The organism is Methylophilus glucosoxydans, assembly GCF_042676145.1.
Lineage (GTDB): Bacteria > Pseudomonadota > Gammaproteobacteria > Burkholderiales > Methylophilaceae > Methylophilus > Methylophilus glucosoxydans.
Genome location: NZ_JBHTJW010000001.1, coordinates 399,497 through 416,795, shown reverse-complemented (window position 1 = coordinate 416,795; position 17,299 = coordinate 399,497). Strand labels below are relative to the sequence as shown.

The window sequence follows — 17,299 nt, the reverse complement described above, 5'->3', positions numbered from 1 at the left end:
GCCCATCATCACAAGTCAATCATCACATGCCTAGGGATGCCAGCATGGTAAACGCCATAAACAAGACAAAATGCGTCATGCCTTCAATCGCATTGGTTTCACCATCATGCAGATTAATGGTGGCCACAATCAAAGTCAAAAATGTCATCACCATCTGCGTGGGCGACAAGCCGACAATGAGCTGCCTGTCCTCAATCAGCGCAATCGCTTCAATCACCGGCACAGTCAAAATCACGGTAGACAAGGTAGCCCCTAGCGCAATATTGACTACAGTTTGCATGCGGTCATTAACGGCGGCCTTTAAGGCGGTGAGCACTTCCGGGCTGGCCGCAATAATCGCAACCACGATCGCCGCCACAATCGGCGGCACGCCGCTGCCAGTCAGGCCCGCATCCATATGCAGGCTCATTTCTTCAGACAGAAAGCCGATGGTAACGATGCCGGCCAGGATGTAAAGAATGGAAAATTTGACATTGGTACTGATCACCGGCACAGGCTGGCCCTGTTCCAGCATGGCCTGATGCTGGTCACGGTAGCTGAAGTAATTGCGGTGCCGCCCGGTTTGCATCTTGAGAAACAGGGCATAAAACACACTCATGGTCACGATGGTGAACATGGAATATACGCGCCAGTGCTCAGGCGGCAAAAAAGCGGGCAAGGCCATCGAGATGCCCAGCGCGGTCATGATCATGACGATATAGGTATTGCCAGAGTTGACGTTGTACTCGACCTCGCCGTACTTGATGCCGCCGACAATGGCACACAAGCCGAGAATGCCGTTGATATCCAGCATCACCGCGGAGTAAATCGCATCTCTGGCCAAGGTGGTCGAGGAGGTATGGCTGAGCATCATGACAATAATCACCACTTCGATGATGACGGCGCTGATGGTAAGGATCATGGTGCCATAAGGCTCTTTGAGCCGTTCGGCGACATATTCCACCTGAAACGATAACTGAAAAGCCAGGTTGATAATCAGCAAGACAAACAGGACCGCAATGATGAGCGACTCAGGCTGCCCGAGCGTGATGACTTTGTCGGCTTGCGCCAGCGCCAGATAAGCGAGGATGGAAATGAGCAGGGACCACAGTCCCTGGGGCGGTTTTTCTTTAAGCATGCGCTTAGATTGTCATCAATGAGTTGTCATCTTAACAGAGCCGCGCTCTTCTGTTGCATGTTGCGCAATGCACTAGGGGTTGATGACCACCGAACACGTCATGCCTGCAACCAGCGTCAGGCCTGCCGGAATCTGGTCCAGCCGGATACGCACCGGGATGCGTTGTGCCAGCCGCACCCAGTTAAAGGTCGGGTTGACATTGGCCAACAGGCGCACGTCGGTTGGGTTGTCGCGGTCGGTAATGCCGTGGGCAATGCTTTCCACGTGCCCCTTGAGCGTGGTGTGGCTGCCCAGCAACTGCACGTCGGCTGCGTCACCCGGCTTGATCATGCTCAGTTTGTGTTCCTCAAAATATCCATAGACCCAGAACGAGTGCTGATCGATGACTGCCAGCTTGGCCGCCCCGACCTGGGCAAAATCGCCAGGCCGTACCAGCAGGTTCGACACCCAGCCGTCCACGGGGGAGCGCACCACCGTCCGCTCCAGGTCCAGCTTGATTTTCTCGACCTGGGCGAGCGCGGCCTCATATTCTGCTTTGGCCGCCAACGCCCCCAAATCGGTATCTTCACGATTCTCGCGAGAAATGACTTCATCATCCAGATGGGCCCGGCGTAAGGCTTGTTGCTGCTTCATCTCCCATAGCGATTTGCGCTGCTGGGCCACGGCCTTGGCTTCGGCCAGGGCATGCGCATAATGCAGGGGGTCTATGCGGAATAGCACATCGCCTTGATGCACATACTGGTTATCGTGCACTGGCACCGTCGTCACCAGCCCGGCCACATCCGGGGCAATATTCACCACATCGGCGCGCACGCGGCCATCCCGTGTCCATGGGTAGTCGGTATAGCGCACCCACAACGTGTAAGCCAACCAGCCAGCTGCCACGGCAATGCCTAGCGTGATCCCTACGCGCAGTACGCCTGTGGTGACCTTCATCCAGATACGTTGCGTTTGCATGTGTCTCCCTTTCAATACACCATCAAGCCAAACAGCGAAAATAAGCCAAAAAACAGCGCCACCCGAAACAGCGCCGGGTACCAGAGCCGCTCGTAAATCGCCCATGCGGCCAGCCATTGATCTAGCTGCCAGACCACCACGGCGGCGAGCAAAAAGGCGACGAACAGCGTCGGCACATGTGCATCCAGAAATGTCAGTTCACGCGGAATCCATGCATGCCACATGTGTCGTCTCCTTCATAAGGACCTAGGGCTGAGCGCAGGCATTTCGCTCGCGATTACCAGCCGGACAAAATGTAACTGCGTTACCAGCTTTTGCACTTGCGTCGGCGACAAGCTCTGCGCATATTCACCGCCTTGCAACCAGACCAAAAAGTGATCCAGCCATTGCAAGACCTGTTGCTGATGTTTGCGGCTGGGCTGTTTGTAGTCGTGTGCGACCAGCAACAGTGTATGTTGTACTAATCGCTGCGGCTGCGCAGGCAACGCCACCGCCGCCATGCGCAAGGCCAGTACGGCATGGCCCATCTCCAGCGCCGCACACAATGCCTCTGCGACGTGGACGCTGTCTGCCGCTTGTGGTCTATGCAGGTCGCCCGAGCGCTGGATCAGGTCGCGTGACCGCATTTCAAACGCCGCCGCGGTCATGGTGGTATTCAGGCAAGCCTCCACCACTAGCCCGCGCAATTGGGCCAGCAAGCGGCGCCTGGCCCAGGGGCTGGTGGCATAGTCAGTCAGGCTGAACAGGATGGCGGACACCGCTAGCGCAATCATGAGCGCAATCGAATCATTGAAATATCTGACTGGCAGATCACCCAGCGCCTGGTTAAAGCCAACCATTAAAAAGTAGGCAATGCCCAGCCCAGCCCCGACAAGTGCGGTGGCAGGCCGGGCACTGAGCCAGGCCGTCAGCAAAATGGCCGGGGCAATGACGATGCACAACATGACGTAGTCGTGTGCCGCCGTCAGCCAGAACACATTGCTCAGGTAAACCAGCACAATGCCCAGAACCACGCCAAGCGTAAACTGGCGCAAGGTAGCCATCGGCGTCGGGCTGCCCGCAAACAAGGTGCTGGTAATCACCCCAAGGGTCATGGCCAGGATGCCGGAAGGCCAGTCTATGGTCATCCAGAGCACGGCCAGCACCAGCAAGGTGAGTGCGCCACGTGTCGCGGCAATTGCCACCGGCAACCAGTCAATATGCCTCTGCAACTGCGCGGCTGCAAACTCGCGGCTGGCCACTTGCCGCTTGCGCGGATTGGCCACCAGCAACACATAGGTGTCCAGATAAGCCGCTAATTCGGCGGCCAGACGTTGCAACAACGCTGCCCCACTCTCGAATGTCAGCAGCTGTACCTCAGGCAGAATCGACAAGGCCTGCCTCTGCCGCTGAAACGCGGTAGCAAACGCTTGCTGATACGCGGCAACCGCCTGTTGCAATTGCGTCAGCTCGGGCGCGCTTGTAGCGGGTTGCCCTTTACTCAACACCGCCGTCGCCAGGGGTTGCATCAACTCCTGCAAAGCCTCGGCTTCATGCTTGCATCCACTGCGCTGCAGCCGCTGTTGCAGGCGCTGAAAGACGATGTAGGTGGTTGAAACCGCCATAAACTGCAGATTAAGCTGGTTAATCGTGGTGCTATGCACGCGCGCATCATCGGTTTCAAATTGCGCCGAAGCCCGGAAAGACTCCAGTTGATACAGGTCTTGCATAAACTTGAGCACGGGCTGATTCAGGCCAGCAGCGTCGCCCTGCCCAAGCAACAGACTGAAATCACGGAACTTGCCACGCACCACGGCCTGAATGGTTTCCCACAGGCGCTGCGGCAGCACCAGCTCGCTCACCAGGCTGGCACTAAGCAAGCCCACCCCGATTTCTGACATGCGCGTTGAGGCAATTTGAAAGGTGTGCCAGGGCGTCAGCGTGGCTGGCAAGCCGACAATACACAGTGTGTAACCGGCCAGCACAAAGCCATACGATTGAAAGTTGCGGTAGACCAGCGATCCTGCCGTGCACAAGCCGATCCAAAGCGCAGCCGCGATAAAAAACGGGAATCGGTCCTGCGCAAAACTGGCTACTAGCAGCAATGAAAACAGGATACCGATGCCTGTGCCGATCAGTCGGTAGTAACTCTTGGTGATTACCATGCCCGAGCGGAAATGCATGACGATCACCACCGTCAACAGCGCCGTCGCCGGCTGGTCCATTTCCATTTTCAAGGCCAGCCATAAGGCCAGCCACGAGGCGAGCAAATACTTGAACAAATAACCAATGCGCGGGAAATCCTGCCGGTACCAGTCTAGTCCGGCCTGTTGCGCACAGATGGCCAGCCACCGCCCCCCGTGGCCAAGTATTGCAATGCCAGCCGCCAGCGCGTGCCAACCTTGCCTAAGGGCGTGCCTGCGTTGCATGCGCCTCCTCCATCACGCCGCCACCCAAGGCCAGCATCAGTGCCGCATACGCCTCCAGGCGCGCGGCCTCCTGTTCGACCAGCACGTTTTTTTGCTGCAAGACCAGCAGATTGGTTTGCAGGCTCTCGACCCGGTTACTGAGTCCGGCGCGGTAGTTTTTCAGCGCCAACCGATGGGTCTGCTCGCTCTTGTCCAGGGCTTGCCGGGTATTTGTCATTTCAGCCTCTACCGTTTGCATGACCGACAACTGGCTGGAGATGCGCTCAAGTGCCTTCAGCAGCGTGGCGTTGTAGTCCTCCACTGCCATGTCATATAAGGCCGTTTCGGCGGACAGATTGGCGCGTCGACGGCCGCCATCAAACAGCGGCAATGTCATGGCTGGGCCCAGATTACCCACCAGACCGGCACTGGAAAACAGACTCGCAAACGCCAGTCCCTGAAAACCGACATAGCCCAGCAAATTGATATTCGGGTAAAACGCGGCTTTGGCACTTTGTATATGCTTCTGTGCCGCCTCCACCCGCCATCTGGCCGCCACCATATCCGGGCGACGGCCAACCAGATTTGCGGGCAAGCGGTCAGGCAGGCCAACGCTGGCGGACAAATGCAAGGTCGGGCGGGTAATGCTTTCGCCCGCGCCAGGCCCCTCGCCGCTCAGTGCCGCCATCTGGTTTTTGAGCAAGGTCAGGTGCAAGTCTATCAATACCAGTTTGTTCTGCGCCGCTGGTAGCCTCGCCTCCAGACGACTCAGGGCGAGTTGGGTATTGAGTCCGGCCGCCAGGGCTTTTTGGGCAATGGCAATCTCGTGACGCAAATCGTCCAGCTCGTCTTGTGCCAGGTCGCGCCATTGATATTCGGCCGCAAGCTGGATCTCATTTTTGACTATCGCCGCCGTGAGCTCAATCTTGACCTGCTGCATTTCAGCATCCGCCACCCGCGCTTCATCCAGTGCCGCCAGCCACGCCGATTTCTGCTGTTTCCACAGGTCCAGGTTGTAGGACATGTCTACGGTCGCCTGGTTGTTCCAGTTAAAGCGACCTGCCCACGGCTTGGGGATAAAGCTCAACTCGGTAAACCGCTCGCGTGAAGAGCTGACTTTGCCACCGATATTGGGCAAGGTAGCCGCATGTGACTGTTCCGCCATGACAGTGGCTAAAGCAATGCGGGCAGTCGCTTTTTTCAGGTCAGGATGGTCATGCAGACTTTTCTCAATCAGACGGTTGAGCTGTGCATCCCCATAGACATGCCACCAGTGCTCGGTCGGCCACGCCATGACAGGCGCCTCCGAAATGGTTTTACCCAGCGCTAACTTATCCTGTAGCAGAGGCTGCGACACGGGCGCAATGCCTTGACTGCTGAGACACCCATTGAGCAACAGCGCCAAGAGCCAGACCGCACTGCGCGCAACCTGCCTGGGCTGACGCGGCGACAAAACAGTCAGTGTTGAGGTGAAAGGCAGAGACATAAAGTATGGTTATTAATAGTACGGGATCAAACTAAATAATTAAAAAAATGATGCCGCCGTTTATTTAATCAAATCGACGCGGCTGGCCAATGTCGCCAAATCCGCGATCAGGGTGTCTCTTTGTGCCTTGGCCAGGACGTTCATAAACTGGGTGACGCATTGCACATAGTCCGGCATCACTTCATCGAGTTTTTGCTGCCCGGCCACCGACAACCGGATCAGGAATTTGCGCCTGTCACTGGTATCCATAAAGCGCGACACCAGGCCCTCACGCTCCAGCCCGTCAATGAAACCCGTCATGGTGGCCTTGGTCACGCCGGCTTTGTCGGCCAGGTCTGAAGGCGAAGAAGTCAGGTCATCCTGCCGCATCAGCAAGACCAGCACCCACCAGCGGCCTTGCAGCAACCCATGCCTGGCCAGTAACGCATCCAGCGCCGTCGAAATATCCGACGCGGCGCGCAAAATACTGACAAAGTCAGAAATCGCTGTAATGTCTGTGCCAGGATAGCGGGTCACAAACTTTTCCAGGCTTTTGGAGGTGGGTAATTCTTTGAGCAGCAACATAGTACGGATCAGTATAGTATGGTATCAAACAAAATGCAAGTGCTGCTTTTCAGAGCCCTTGTTGTTTGATGTAGGCTCAGCAACATCACAAAAAATTTAATTGACCCAACGCAGGCTCAATCAATCAATATCAAATACTCATAATTGATTGAGCATAAATGATTGTTTCCGCAATCACTTCTATCTCAACTCGCTTACTCTTGGCTTGGTCACGGAGTATTGCATAAGCCTCTTCTTCTGAGATTTTTTTCGAAGCCATTAGAATTCTCTTCGCCTCATACACTGTTGCCACCCCCGCAACTTTCCTTTCAAGTCGCTGAATACGCTTACGCCCCTCTGCAATATCTTTGAAGCATTGTCTGGTAATGACCATGGACGTAAGCAAGCCGAATTCGCGAATAGGGCAAGCGACAACGCCTTTTACGCCTATCTTTAATGCCAGGTTTACGATAGTTGGGTTTTCATAGGCTACAACGGCAATAATGGGTGGGCAATTCTCTGAATTAAACCAAGCATACTCTGCCACATTAAATTCAGGATTGATGGATAGAAAAATTAAATCTGTTAATTCAGATAACTCTGGTCGTGGTGGCCAGAATTGCGACGTCCTACAGCCAATCCGCTCTAATTGTTGAAGTAGCATTTCCCCATCTTTATCCTGAGGGTGAAATACCACCACATTCAAAGATCGCAGATCTCTTAATAACTCTGAAGTTAGTCTCAAAGCCTGAGTGGGCTTGCCGTTGGTCAAATTACATCCCCAATCGTCCTGAAACCAGACGGACATCTTCAAATGTATGTGTCACTAAATAGGGATCCGCATACACTTGATTTGACGATTCACGCACAATCGTAAATTGGCCATCAGCGTTTGCTCGTCCAATTCTAGGATTTAGATTTGTATGATGACTCAGTGGATCAATACTGATCAGGCCTTGTGGGGCATTAAACTCTGAATCCAATAGGTAGGGTAAGAGTGCTTCAATATCATCATCGTTGGATTGAGCCATCGCGTTGGCAAACAAGTGAACCTGGAAATACGCTGCTTCCCAATTCATATTTGGGATTGCGCCATGCCCGAATTTTTTTCTAAAGTTAGCTAGACACTCCCGATTGACTTGAGAGTCTACAGATTGAAAATAGGGTGAGGCTGTAAAGTGGCCTGCCGCAGCCTCAGCACCCATTTGTGCAATTTCAGCCTCTGAGGTAGACAAACTTGCTATCGGCATTTGCTGAGGATTCAGTCCAGCCTGAGCATAGTGTTTATACAAATATGCAGTCGTCTCTCCAACCACGGTAGAAAAAATAAAGTCAGGTTTTTTTTCTTTGATATCTTCAATAATGGGAAGAAACTCGTCTTCACTGGCATTCAACTTCAAATAAACCTCACCAAGGACTTCACCATCTTCATACTGGGTCAGTAATTCTTTCATGATGCGATTCGACTCATATGGGAAGATATAGTCAGACCCAACCAGATAAACCCTTGTACCATAATTGGATGTCATATACTCGACTAATTGCACGATATTCTGGTTGGGCGTTGCGCCTGTATAAATGACGTTATTGGAGAACTCAAACCCCTCATACATGGTTGGATAAAAAAGTAGCCTGTTCCATTTTTCTACGACGGGTAAAATAGCTCTACGACTGATGGAGGTGTACCCTCCAAAAATCACCTTTACCTTATCTTCCAAGATTAACTTTTCAGCAAAAGCAGCATCGAGATCAGGATTTGACTGGGTGTCATATGAAATCGGAACGATCATTCTGCCATTGATACCGCCAGCGGCATTGACCTCATCTATCGCAAGCAGAGTACCTTGTAGTTGCGAGTTGCCAATGGCCGAGACGACGCCAGTTTGGGAGTACAGAACCCCCACTTTGATTGAATGATCTTGCATTAATTTAAACCCCAACAACGTACCAAGGTAATCGGTCTTCAAGCATTTTATTGTATTTATACAACCAGAAGCGACAACCCAACCACTGCAGTGGCAGCGCCAAGATAGGCCACTATCTTCTCACGCCCTTTGAGTGAAGTGAGCATACCCGCCAAAAGAAGTAATGACGAACCTGCCACTAAACCCACCCCGTATTCAAAACCTTTTGCATTAAACGGCATTTCAAGACCATGCGCATAGCCATGAAAAAGAGAGAACATCCCTACCAAAGGTAATAACAATGGCAGGGACAATTTGACCCTGCATGCTAACAGCACGCCACTGACGACCAAGGTTAAAAGGATACCCATTTCACTGAAGGAAATAACCAACCCAGAAATGGCTGCAGCACATGCTAGCGCCATTGTCGAAAGGCATACCACCGGCACCAACATGATTGATTTGCCATCTCTTTGACCAGCGAGCAGTCCTATTGCAAACATAGAAAGCAAATGGTCAACCCCGCTAAAAGGGTGACTGAAGCCTGCAAAAAAACCCATCATATCGTTAAAATGACCAGGGTGCGCGTAGGTGCTTCCGGCCCACATCATCAAAAACATCGTCACTAGATATTTAGTATCACTTCTCATATTTTCCTCATTTCCATTTAAATTGATCATTCCTACGCATCTGCCCTAATCAAGCGCAGCTAATTGCAAAGCGTCAACCATAAACTCTCGAACCAATATCCATGCTAAATCCAGCCCTTGCTTGAGGCATGCACCATCCTCACCCAGCATCCGTATCCACACCCCGGCGTTGGATGGCAAGGTAGACACGCCCACATATAACCCCTCCATCGCAACCAGTCCTGCCCGCAGATGGGTCACCAGAGCGTCTGCAGACACCTGCTGGGCGATCACCATGAGTGTTGCCTGCGCCTTATATTTGCCGGTAATGCCCAGGGTCTTGCTTTCGTAGGTCTCCCCAGTCACCAATGCGCGATCCCTCACCAGCACTTCCCCTTGTAGATTACGGACACAGACGTCTGTCCGTAAACTCGTAAACTTCTCGCCATTGTGATTGGGGTTGTGCGCGATAAAAGAGTCGCAAAATATCACCGTCGCTGATGGATCCACTTTCAACTCTAGACTCGATATTAAATTGGCCATTGGAAACATAATCAGAGGCCCAGGCGCATACTCACAAAATGAGCCCGGCCCTGCTTCTATAAAGACTTTTTGTTGCGCGATGTCTTTCTCCATCCTGTGCACAACCGTCGCGGCCGCAGTGGTAACGCGTGCCTGGCTATTCTCTTCAAGGACGATCGAAACACTGGTTCTATCACTCTCAAAAATACCGCCGCTAGTCGATTGCAAGCATAAAGTAGCCATACTGGGCGGATCATTTGGTTTGTAATATGCTCGGCATACATGAAAGGGATAAGTGACAAATTGCTCATCGATATAAGTGCGCTTGCCAGGCCCAGGAGATACAAATACCAATCTGACTTGATTGCCGCCTGTTGAACCAAGCTTCATTAAAGACAAAGGCACGGTTTCCCCAGCCCCTATACTCTCGACGATGGGCGCTACAACCTGTAAATGGTTAGCCCTCAAAAAGAACCTCCCTGGCAATTTTCTCGACCACCTCATCAATGCCATGACCTTTGGCGCAATTGGTGAGCAGTATTGGCTTGCCACCTCGAACCTCTTCACCTTCCATCAACATCCGTTCGATATTTACACCCACATAGGGTGCTAAATCCGTTTTATTGATGATCAACAAATCGCACTGCATGACACCTAGCCCGCGTTTGCGTGGAATATCATCGCCGCCTGCGACATCAATGACGAATAACCAATAATCAACGAGATCAAGTGAAAAAGAAGAAGCCAAATTATCACCGCCACTTTCAATCAGGATGAGATCCAGATTTCCATATTTCTCATCCAGAAAATCAGCCGCCTGGATGTTCATCGTTGGATCTTCACGGATAGCAGTATGAGGACAGGCGCCGGTTTCGACTGCCATCACCCGGTCAGGTGAAATCAGTCCGCTCCGTTGAATCCTGATTGCATCCTCTTTAGTCACTAAATCATTGGTGATGACAGCGAGTTGGGTGCCTCTTGCAATAAATCTTGGAATCAGTTGCTCAAGTAAGGCCGTTTTACCCGACCCAACGGGACCGCCAATGCCGACCCTGGCGGCCCCCTGATGTGGTTTGACAGTTTCTGTATTCATCTGAACATGTACCTTTGCGCCAATGGGAGTTTCGTTGAAGGCTCACAAGTGATTGGAACGCCATCAATTGAGACCTGAAAGGTTTGAGAATTGACACTGATATTAGGCAAGGTCTTGTTGTGAAGCATATTGGACTTATTGATTTTTCTGGTGCCATACGATGGAAGCAGGCCTTTTTTGAGTCCTAACTTGTCGGACAGACCAGCCTCTATTGCCAAAGGATTCACAAAGTTAAAGCTCAACTGACTTGGCGCGCCACCAAAAGCGCCCCATTGTGGACGCATAATGACTGGTTCACAGGTCATTAGTGATGCAGCACTGTCCCCCATGGGAGACCAGACTATGAAACCGCCTTTCACGACTAACTCAGGTTTGATGCCAAAAAATGCAGGGCGCCATAAAACGATATCTGCAATTTTTCCACTTTCCAATGAGCCAACATGTTCATCGATCCCAAACGCGCGTGCTGCGTTAATCGTATATTTAGCGATGTACCTTTTGATCCGCTCGTTATCCCCAATTCGGGAGGTTTCCTCGGCTAAACGGCCGCGCTGGTCTTTCATCTTGCTTGCCAACTGCCAGGTCCTACAAACCACTTCGTTGATACGCCCCATGCCTTGACTGTCAGAGCCAAGCATAGAGATGGCGCCCATATCATGTAAAACATCCTCAGCCGCAATTGTTTGCGCTCGAATGCGACTCTCAGCAAAGGCCACATCTTCTGGAATGGATGGGTTCAGATGATGGCAAACCATAATCATATCCAGGTGCTCATCGAAGGTATTGATGGTGTAAGGATTGGTGGGGTTAGTAGAAGAAGGTAAGCAGTTCAGCTCCCCGACGACTTTGATGATGTCAGGTGCATGCCCACCACCAGCGCCTTCCGTATGGTACATGTGTATTGTTCTACCCTTGACCGCGGCCAACGAGTCTTCAAGAAAACCACTTTCATTTAAAGTGTCTGAGTGAAGGCAAACTTGGAAGTCGAGTTCATCCGCAACAGAGAGGCAAGTGTCGATGACAGCGGGCATCGCGCCCCAGTCTTCATGAATTTTCAGACCAAAACAACCGCCTGAAAGTTGATCATATATTGATTGAGGGTTGGAAGAGCTTCTCCCCAAGAATCCAAAGTTGATTGGCCAATGCTCACTGGATTGATGCATTTTGCCAACATTCCACTCCCCGGCACTGTCAATACCAACTGTAATGGGTCCTAGTGACCCGCCTATGAGCGTTGTCAGGCCTGAACTAAGGGCATGCTCGCAAAGTTGTGCGCTGTCAAAATGAACGTGAACATCAATGCCTCCAGGCGTGGCAATGAGCCCTTCACCGTCACGCACCGTGGTCGCTGCGCCAATCACCAAGTCACTATCTACGCCATCCATAATGGCGGGGTTACCGGCCTTGCCAATCTTGACTATTTTACCGCCCTTAATCCCAATATCCCCTTTAACGATGCCGAGTACTGGATCAATAATCACCACATTTGAGATCAACATATCTAATGATCCGGATGCGCTATCAAACCCCGGCGCCATTCCAAGTCCATCGCGAAGCGTTTTGCCGCCACCATGCAAACACTCATCCCCAGGGAATCCAAAATCTTTTTCGATTTCAGCGAGCAGTGAGGTATCTCCAAGTCGAACAGCATCGCCAACGGTTGGCCCGTACATTGCTGCATATTCTTTACGCGTGATCTTTGCCATCTCTTACGCACCTTTAAAGTTTGATTGACGTGCCCGCTCTAAAGCGACCTCTAGCAGTTCTTCATTTTTTGTAGAGCCATTGGTCAAGTTGTTTAAACCGTATACTTCTGCCCTGCCGCCAAAAGCGACAAGAGTCACCACTTTGCTTTCGCCGGGTTCAAAACGCACTGCGGTACCGGCTGGGATGTCGAGGTGCATTCCGAAAGATAATCTACGCTCAAAATCCAGGGCTCTATTAGCCTCGAAAAAGTGGTAATGGCTGCCAATTTGGATAGGCCTATCTCCAGTATTCACAGCTTTCAATGAAACCTGTTTTCTACCGGCGTTAATTTCAATGTCCCCATCCGCTGCAATGATTTCACCAGGTACAATTTCATCCTCTGGCGCTCGCTTGAGTTTTCCTGGCCGGATTGGATCGTGCACGGTAACGAGTTTTGTCCCATCAGGGAAAACCGGCTCCACCTGAATCATCGTGACCATGGCTTCCACGCCTGGCATGACATCGTCAGTCGTGAGAATCTGCGAGCCATAACTAATGAGCTCGGCCACGGAACGTCCGTCTCTGGCCCCTTCCATAATTTCGTCAGCAATAATGGCAATCGCCTCAGGGTGGTTCAACTTTAGGCCTCGCTCCCTTCTTCTACGCGCCAACTGGGCTGCATTGAATATTGCAAAGCGCTCCATTTCTACGGGTGTTAGTAACATTCATTTCTCCCTCAATGTATGCCATCAATTAAAAAACAATCTTGAATCTGCTGTTTCATGCTGCATCACAGCAATGTCTGTTTCGGGTATATACGAATGAAGTTCTTCAAGCGGCACCAAGGGTTGCGAGAGCAAATGAGAGGAAATCTCATGCATGTTCTTGATGATGATCTGGCTATCAACATAGCCAATCAGACCCAGCCTGATGGCTGCACTGACGAAGGCTGAGCAAAAACTATATCCAGACAACACGGCTGCCTGATGCTCGGTTAAACCGACCCCAAACCACAGCAGCCCCTGAACTGCCGAGAGTTGCCCAGGCGCTTTTAGGCTTTTGACGAGTTTCTTGTATTCTTCCGCATGCGGCGTGCCTAATTTTGCATGCGTGGTTAACAAGCCCGAACCAGCGCGTTCAGCCCCTGTTCTAAACTCCTTAGTAAGCGATAAAACATGTAGCTCTTTATCCACCCGCGCAACCGCTGCTAAATCCCCTTTCGCCTGGTATGCAGCGATGAGGCCTGGCAATTCACAAGTGACCCAACGTCCTCTTAACTGACCCTCGATATAGGTATTTAAATCAAACGAAGATTGAATTGTTTTTTCATTGCAGAGCGTCTCCAATCCCCAGGAAAAGGAAGTTGCTCCTGAAGGAAAGAAGCTGTCTGCATGCTGCAGAGTGATGAATAGGGAATCACTACTCATGCACCAACTCAACTTTCACATCCGAAATAAAATGGAAAATGCGCTCGATATATCGTTCCTTCGGACCATTCAACATGATTCTCAAAATATCGCCCTCAAAATCCACTTTCCAGTGCATATTCCCGCAGAAATACCCAACCTCCAGCGCGGCCGCTACGCTAGTTGGGCGCAAGCAAAGATATTCAACTTTAGCCATTTGAACGACGATGGCTTTTTTGTCTTCAAGTAGGAGGACTGCCCCATTGGACAGCATCTCATTTCTGGAAAGCTGAATCGCACACTCCGTGCCTTTATCCGTCTTCATCCGCAGTCGGTGCCTCAGAACATCGTCCTTATTCAGTACCAAGTGTTCAACAACGCCATGGTGATTTAAATCGTGTAACTGCTCAGCGACGCCCTGATCAGTCGAGTTACCAATAATTTTATTAAGTACGAGCATTCCTCTGTTCCCTTAAACTTGATAAGCACATCGACATAAATTTTGAGCAAAAAAAAGCCCTGTTCAGTCAATAAACTGACTGAACAGGGCTTTCCTAGCCATACACTAAACCGGCAACATTGGCGATTTGTGTAGAATTAACAAACTGTATTCAAACTATTCTCAAATACTTTCATTGTCAACATTTTTGTGTTTTGCTTTGAATAATTTGCACAAAACCCGTCATCGTCGGCTTGGTCACACCGACTTTTCTACTAGGTCAGTCGTCAATGAACTGAGATCATCCTGCCGTATCAATAACCTCATTACCCACCAGCGCAGTCTAAATATCGGAGGCTATACGCAAAATACTGACAAAACAAAATACCAGCCAGATTTTTCAGCGAATATGGTTTAAAAACCAAGACATGCCTGGTCAAACATTCAGCGCTTTTCTCAAGTTTGGCTGACTTGTGTCGTAATTCAATTGTAGACAATACTTTTATGAGCATGCCATGTCCATTTCTATTTCGATGTCCGCTGTGAGCACTCAAATGACCAGTACAGCCAGCACGAGCGGCAGCAGCCAGTCGGCCATAGAAGCACTGCAGAAAAAGCTGACCTCCCTGCAAAAAGACCTGAAGGAAGCGATTAATACGCAATCGAAAGAAGGGCAGGCCAAAGCCAAGCTCATCCAATTGCAAATCGAGGCAACGCAAGCACAACTGGACCAACTTATCCGGCAAAAACAGGAAACGGCAGAAAAGCAGAAGCAGACAGAAGGCTCTTCAACGCTCAACCAGAACAACCAGGCGCCTGCCAAGCAGAAACTCTCAATGATAGACGAATATGTTTAAACTGTTTTCGGCCCTCAGCTTTGGTGGTCGGGCCTGGCATTACCTATAAAAAAGCCCTGTTCATTTAAACAGGGCTTTTTTATCGCGAGACGGCAAGTACTCTCCGCTTAAGCTTTCATGGAATTGATATCAATCACAAAACGATATTTCACATCACTCTTGAGCATGCGCTCGTAAGCATCATTGATATAGTTGGCATCGATCATCTCGACATCACTGACGATATTATGTTTGCCACAGAAATCCAGCATTTCCTGGGTTTCCGCAATGCCGCCTATCAGTGACCCGGCGACATGACGGCGTTGCGTGATCAGGTTGGCGCCATGGACGTCAACCGGGTCCAGCGGACCGACCAGCACGATAGTTTTATCCCGCTTGAGCAAGCCAATATAAGGGTTCAGGTCATGGGCAACCGGCACCGTGTCAATAATCAAATCAAAGCTGGAAGCATGCTTGGCCAGGTCTTCGGCTTGTGTGGAGATCAGCACCTCATGCGCCCCCAGCTTGGTCGCATCAGCGGCCTTGCTGGCCGAAGTGGTGATCATCACCACATGCGCGCCCATCGCGGCCGCCAGCTTGACGCCCATGTGCCCCAAGCCGCCCAGGCCGATAATGCCGACTTTCTGGCCGGGCTGCACCTGCCAGTGTTTCAATGGCGAATACAAGGTAATGCCGGCACAGAGCAAGGGAGCCACGGCCTTGGTATCCAGGTTTTCCGGCACGCTGACCACAAAGTGTTCATCCACGGTAATCCGCTCGGCATAGCCACCAAAGGTCAGGCCGCCATGCTTGGGATCTTTGGCGTTGTAAGTGAAAACCGTGTGGTCACAGTATTGCTCTTCGCCTTCATCGCAGGCCTCACAGTGACGGCACGAATCCACCATGCAACCGACCCCCACCAATTGCCCAGGCTTGAACTTGCTCACTTGCGGGCCGACCTGCCGCACGCGGCCGACAATTTCATGTCCTGGCACCATGGGATAGAGTGAACCGCCACCCCATTCATTGCGCGCCTGGTGAATATCCGAATGGCAAATCCCGCAGTACTCGATGTCGATGAGCACATCGTTAGGACCGGGTTCCCGGCGGTCTATACTCATAGGGGCAACGGGCGAGGTTGCATTTTGTACGCCGTAGGCTGCAGTTTTCATCGCATCTCCATGTCTTCTTGTTCAACTAAATGTTCCGCGGCCAAAGTCGTCCGCAGTCTGATCAACAGTCTAAACAAGCGTACGCCATCCGGCTTGCCTGCTCTTCTCAAATCGTTGCCTATTCCTCTTGGATGTTATGACAAGCAGCCTACACGCTATTGCTGGACGGTCACATAAGCATAGTCCCGTTGATTGCCAATAAATTCCCCTGGTGAAGTGATCAAGGCACTGCGGACTGCACTCACCTCTTCCATCGGGCTGCGGCCAAACATGCGCTTGAATTCACGGCTAAACTGCGAAGCACTCTCATACCCAACCTTGGTCGCCGCCAGCGTGGCATTCATGCCGTCTTGCACCATCAACAACCTGGCTTTGTGCAGCCGTGTTTTTTTCAAATACTGGATAGGTGACGTGGCCGTGACATCGCGAAAGGCGGCATGAAACGACGGCACACTCATGGCAGAGACTGCCGCCAGAGTGTCCACATTGAGGGCGTTGGCATATTCAGCATGAATCAGGCGCAACGCTTTGCTGATGCGGCCCAAATTGCTGTGCGTGCTATGCGCGGCCAGGATGGCAGAAGATTGCGCCGAGGTGAGCAGCCGGTAATGAATCTCGCGGATAATCGCCTGGCCAAGCACGGCAGCCTCCGTTTTGGATTGCAGGCACTCCAGCAATCGCACCACTGCATTCGAGAGTTGTTTGTCCAGCGCGGTAGAAATAATGCCGCTTTTGCCATTCACCTGCATCGGCGTTGTGTGCTCCAGGCTCATTAATAACTCTGAGATCACCGATAAGTTAATCCGGATAGAAATGGCCAGTAGTGGCTCGTCTGGGGAGGCGATTGTTTCGCTTTCAAACGGCAACGGCACTGACAGAATCAGAAACTGCTGCGGGTTATACTGGTAGACCTCACCGCCGAGGTAACCCACTTTTCTGCCCTGGCAGACAAACACAATACTGGGTTCGTAAAACACCGGGCTGCGTGCAATCGACCGGTTCCAGCGCATGAGTTTGACGCCATCGAGTGCGGTCAGGGTAAATCCCTCTTTGGGCGTCAGTGCCGAGAGTAGAGAAATAGTCCGTTCCTTGTCGTGCGCATGCCAGCATTCATTATTCATA

General features: G+C 51.4%; 18 protein-coding genes. 1 reads left to right on the top strand and 17 read right to left on the bottom strand.

Annotated features, from left to right (window positions below; all coding sequences use genetic code 11):
- Nucleotides 1-22 precede the first annotated feature (22 nt).
- The 15 genes from ACFQ1T_RS02035 to ureE form a co-directional block, all read right to left on the bottom strand.
- Nucleotides 23-1,117: a calcium:proton antiporter gene (locus ACFQ1T_RS02035; RefSeq protein WP_379073606.1), complete on the bottom strand. Its 1,095-nt coding sequence runs from the start codon at nucleotides 1,115-1,117 to the stop codon at nucleotides 23-25.
- A gap of 72 nt (nucleotides 1,118-1,189) precedes the next feature.
- On the bottom strand, nucleotides 1,190-2,074 hold the full coding sequence (locus ACFQ1T_RS02030; protein ID WP_194749353.1) for an HlyD family efflux transporter periplasmic adaptor subunit: 885 nt from the start codon (nucleotides 2,072-2,074) through the stop codon (nucleotides 1,190-1,192).
- An 11-nt stretch (nucleotides 2,075-2,085) separates the two neighbouring features.
- On the bottom strand, nucleotides 2,086-2,298 hold the full coding sequence (locus ACFQ1T_RS02025) for a DUF1656 domain-containing protein (RefSeq protein WP_275356702.1): 213 nt from the start codon (nucleotides 2,296-2,298) through the stop codon (nucleotides 2,086-2,088).
- A gap of 12 nt (nucleotides 2,299-2,310) precedes the next feature.
- Entirely contained in the window at nucleotides 2,311-4,482 is a 2,172-nt protein-coding gene (locus ACFQ1T_RS02020; RefSeq protein ID WP_379073603.1) for an FUSC family protein, read from the bottom strand.
- On the bottom strand, nucleotides 4,460-5,947 hold the full coding sequence (locus tag ACFQ1T_RS02015) for an efflux transporter outer membrane subunit (RefSeq protein ID WP_379073601.1): 1,488 nt from the start codon (nucleotides 5,945-5,947) through the stop codon (nucleotides 4,460-4,462). The genes ACFQ1T_RS02020 and ACFQ1T_RS02015 overlap by 23 nt, the downstream gene beginning before the upstream one ends.
- A gap of 60 nt (nucleotides 5,948-6,007) precedes the next feature.
- Complete coding sequence (locus ACFQ1T_RS02010) at nucleotides 6,008-6,511, bottom strand: MarR family winged helix-turn-helix transcriptional regulator (RefSeq protein ID WP_313987048.1); 504 nt, start codon at nucleotides 6,509-6,511, stop codon at nucleotides 6,008-6,010.
- 130 nt (nucleotides 6,512-6,641) lie between these two features.
- Entirely contained in the window at nucleotides 6,642-7,298 is a 657-nt protein-coding gene (locus tag ACFQ1T_RS02005; protein WP_379073599.1) for an ANTAR domain-containing response regulator, read from the bottom strand.
- Nucleotides 7,264-8,415, bottom strand: coding sequence for a transporter substrate-binding domain-containing protein (locus ACFQ1T_RS02000; protein WP_379073597.1), 1,152 nt, complete (start codon nucleotides 8,413-8,415; stop codon nucleotides 7,264-7,266). Before ACFQ1T_RS02000 ends, ACFQ1T_RS02005 begins: the two co-directional genes overlap by 35 nt.
- Before the next feature lie 56 nt (nucleotides 8,416-8,471).
- Nucleotides 8,472-9,074 (bottom strand): HupE/UreJ family protein, encoded by a 603-nt coding sequence (locus ACFQ1T_RS01995; RefSeq protein WP_379073595.1) that lies wholly within the window; start codon nucleotides 9,072-9,074, stop codon nucleotides 8,472-8,474.
- Between the two features lie 15 nt (nucleotides 9,075-9,089).
- The gene (locus ACFQ1T_RS01990; protein WP_379073593.1) at nucleotides 9,090-9,788 is read right to left on the bottom strand and encodes an urease accessory protein UreD; all 699 of its coding nucleotides are present in this window, start codon (nucleotides 9,786-9,788) and stop codon (nucleotides 9,090-9,092) included.
- Nucleotides 9,789-10,002: 214 nt separating this feature from the next.
- Nucleotides 10,003-10,638, bottom strand: a complete 636-nt coding sequence (ureG, locus tag ACFQ1T_RS01985) for an urease accessory protein UreG (RefSeq protein ID WP_379073591.1) — start codon at nucleotides 10,636-10,638, stop codon at nucleotides 10,003-10,005.
- Nucleotides 10,635-12,344 carry an urease subunit alpha gene (gene ureC, locus ACFQ1T_RS01980; RefSeq protein WP_379073589.1) on the bottom strand — a complete coding sequence of 570 codons (1,710 nt, stop codon included), beginning with the start codon at nucleotides 12,342-12,344 and terminating at the stop codon, nucleotides 10,635-10,637. Before ureC ends, ureG begins: the two co-directional genes overlap by 4 nt.
- A gap of 3 nt (nucleotides 12,345-12,347) precedes the next feature.
- Nucleotides 12,348-13,049, bottom strand: a complete 702-nt coding sequence (locus tag ACFQ1T_RS01975) for an urease subunit gamma (RefSeq protein ID WP_124553590.1) — start codon at nucleotides 13,047-13,049, stop codon at nucleotides 12,348-12,350.
- 24 nt (nucleotides 13,050-13,073) lie between these two features.
- Nucleotides 13,074-13,751, bottom strand: a complete 678-nt coding sequence (locus ACFQ1T_RS01970) for an urease accessory protein UreF (RefSeq protein WP_379073587.1) — start codon at nucleotides 13,749-13,751, stop codon at nucleotides 13,074-13,076.
- On the bottom strand, nucleotides 13,744-14,190 hold the full coding sequence (ureE, locus tag ACFQ1T_RS01965) for an urease accessory protein UreE (protein ID WP_379073585.1): 447 nt from the start codon (nucleotides 14,188-14,190) through the stop codon (nucleotides 13,744-13,746). The genes ACFQ1T_RS01970 and ureE overlap by 8 nt, the downstream gene beginning before the upstream one ends.
- Nucleotides 14,191-14,684: 494 nt before the next feature.
- On the opposite strand from ureE, the gene ACFQ1T_RS01960 reads away from it, so the two are divergent.
- Nucleotides 14,685-15,026 carry a FlxA-like family protein gene (locus tag ACFQ1T_RS01960; RefSeq protein WP_194749349.1) on the top strand — a complete coding sequence of 114 codons (342 nt, stop codon included), beginning with the start codon at nucleotides 14,685-14,687 and terminating at the stop codon, nucleotides 15,024-15,026.
- Nucleotides 15,027-15,133: 107 nt separating this feature from the next.
- On the opposite strand, the gene ACFQ1T_RS01955 is transcribed toward ACFQ1T_RS01960, so the two are convergent.
- Nucleotides 15,134-16,177 (bottom strand): NAD(P)-dependent alcohol dehydrogenase, encoded by a 1,044-nt coding sequence (locus ACFQ1T_RS01955; RefSeq protein WP_194749348.1) that lies wholly within the window; start codon nucleotides 16,175-16,177, stop codon nucleotides 15,134-15,136.
- A gap of 155 nt (nucleotides 16,178-16,332) precedes the next feature.
- Nucleotides 16,333-17,298, bottom strand: a complete 966-nt coding sequence (locus ACFQ1T_RS01950; protein WP_194749347.1) for an AraC family transcriptional regulator — start codon at nucleotides 17,296-17,298, stop codon at nucleotides 16,333-16,335.
- Nucleotide 17,299 lies beyond the last annotated feature (1 nt).

Excerpts from the sequence above, each read along its gene's own strand:
- ACFQ1T_RS02010 (WP_313987048.1), bottom strand. The coding sequence starts at position 6,511 with ATGTTGCTGCTCAAAGAATTACCCACCTCCAAAAGCCTGGAAAAGTTT.
- ACFQ1T_RS02035 (WP_379073606.1), bottom strand. The coding sequence starts at position 1,117 with ATGCTTAAAGAAAAACCGCCCCAGGGACTGTGGTCCCTGCTCATTTCC.
- ACFQ1T_RS01975 (WP_124553590.1), bottom strand. The coding sequence starts at position 13,049 with ATGTTACTAACACCCGTAGAAATGGAGCGCTTTGCAATATTCAATGCA.
- ACFQ1T_RS02000 (WP_379073597.1), bottom strand. The coding sequence starts at position 8,415 with ATGCAAGATCATTCAATCAAAGTGGGGGTTCTGTACTCCCAAACTGGC.
- ACFQ1T_RS02030 (WP_194749353.1), bottom strand. The coding sequence starts at position 2,074 with ATGCAAACGCAACGTATCTGGATGAAGGTCACCACAGGCGTACTGCGC.
- ACFQ1T_RS01950 (WP_194749347.1), bottom strand. The coding sequence starts at position 17,298 with ATGAATAATGAATGCTGGCATGCGCACGACAAGGAACGGACTATTTCT.
- ACFQ1T_RS02020 (WP_379073603.1), bottom strand. The coding sequence starts at position 4,482 with ATGCAACGCAGGCACGCCCTTAGGCAAGGTTGGCACGCGCTGGCGGCT.
- ureC (WP_379073589.1), bottom strand. The coding sequence starts at position 12,344 with ATGGCAAAGATCACGCGTAAAGAATATGCAGCAATGTACGGGCCAACC.
- ACFQ1T_RS01955 (WP_194749348.1), bottom strand. The coding sequence starts at position 16,177 with ATGAAAACTGCAGCCTACGGCGTACAAAATGCAACCTCGCCCGTTGCC.
- ACFQ1T_RS02005 (WP_379073599.1), bottom strand. The coding sequence starts at position 7,298 with ATGTCCGTCTGGTTTCAGGACGATTGGGGATGTAATTTGACCAACGGC.
- ureE (WP_379073585.1), bottom strand. The coding sequence starts at position 14,190 with ATGCTCGTACTTAATAAAATTATTGGTAACTCGACTGATCAGGGCGTC.
- ACFQ1T_RS02025 (WP_275356702.1), bottom strand. The coding sequence starts at position 2,298 with ATGTGGCATGCATGGATTCCGCGTGAACTGACATTTCTGGATGCACAT.
- ACFQ1T_RS01970 (WP_379073587.1), bottom strand. The coding sequence starts at position 13,751 with ATGAGTAGTGATTCCCTATTCATCACTCTGCAGCATGCAGACAGCTTC.
- ACFQ1T_RS01960 (WP_194749349.1), top strand. The coding sequence starts at position 14,685 with ATGTCCATTTCTATTTCGATGTCCGCTGTGAGCACTCAAATGACCAGT.
- ureG (WP_379073591.1), bottom strand. The coding sequence starts at position 10,638 with ATGAATACAGAAACTGTCAAACCACATCAGGGGGCCGCCAGGGTCGGC.
- ACFQ1T_RS02015 (WP_379073601.1), bottom strand. The coding sequence starts at position 5,947 with ATGTCTCTGCCTTTCACCTCAACACTGACTGTTTTGTCGCCGCGTCAG.
- ACFQ1T_RS01995 (WP_379073595.1), bottom strand. The coding sequence starts at position 9,074 with ATGATCAATTTAAATGGAAATGAGGAAAATATGAGAAGTGATACTAAA.
- ACFQ1T_RS01990 (WP_379073593.1), bottom strand. The coding sequence starts at position 9,788 with ATGGCTACTTTATGCTTGCAATCGACTAGCGGCGGTATTTTTGAGAGT.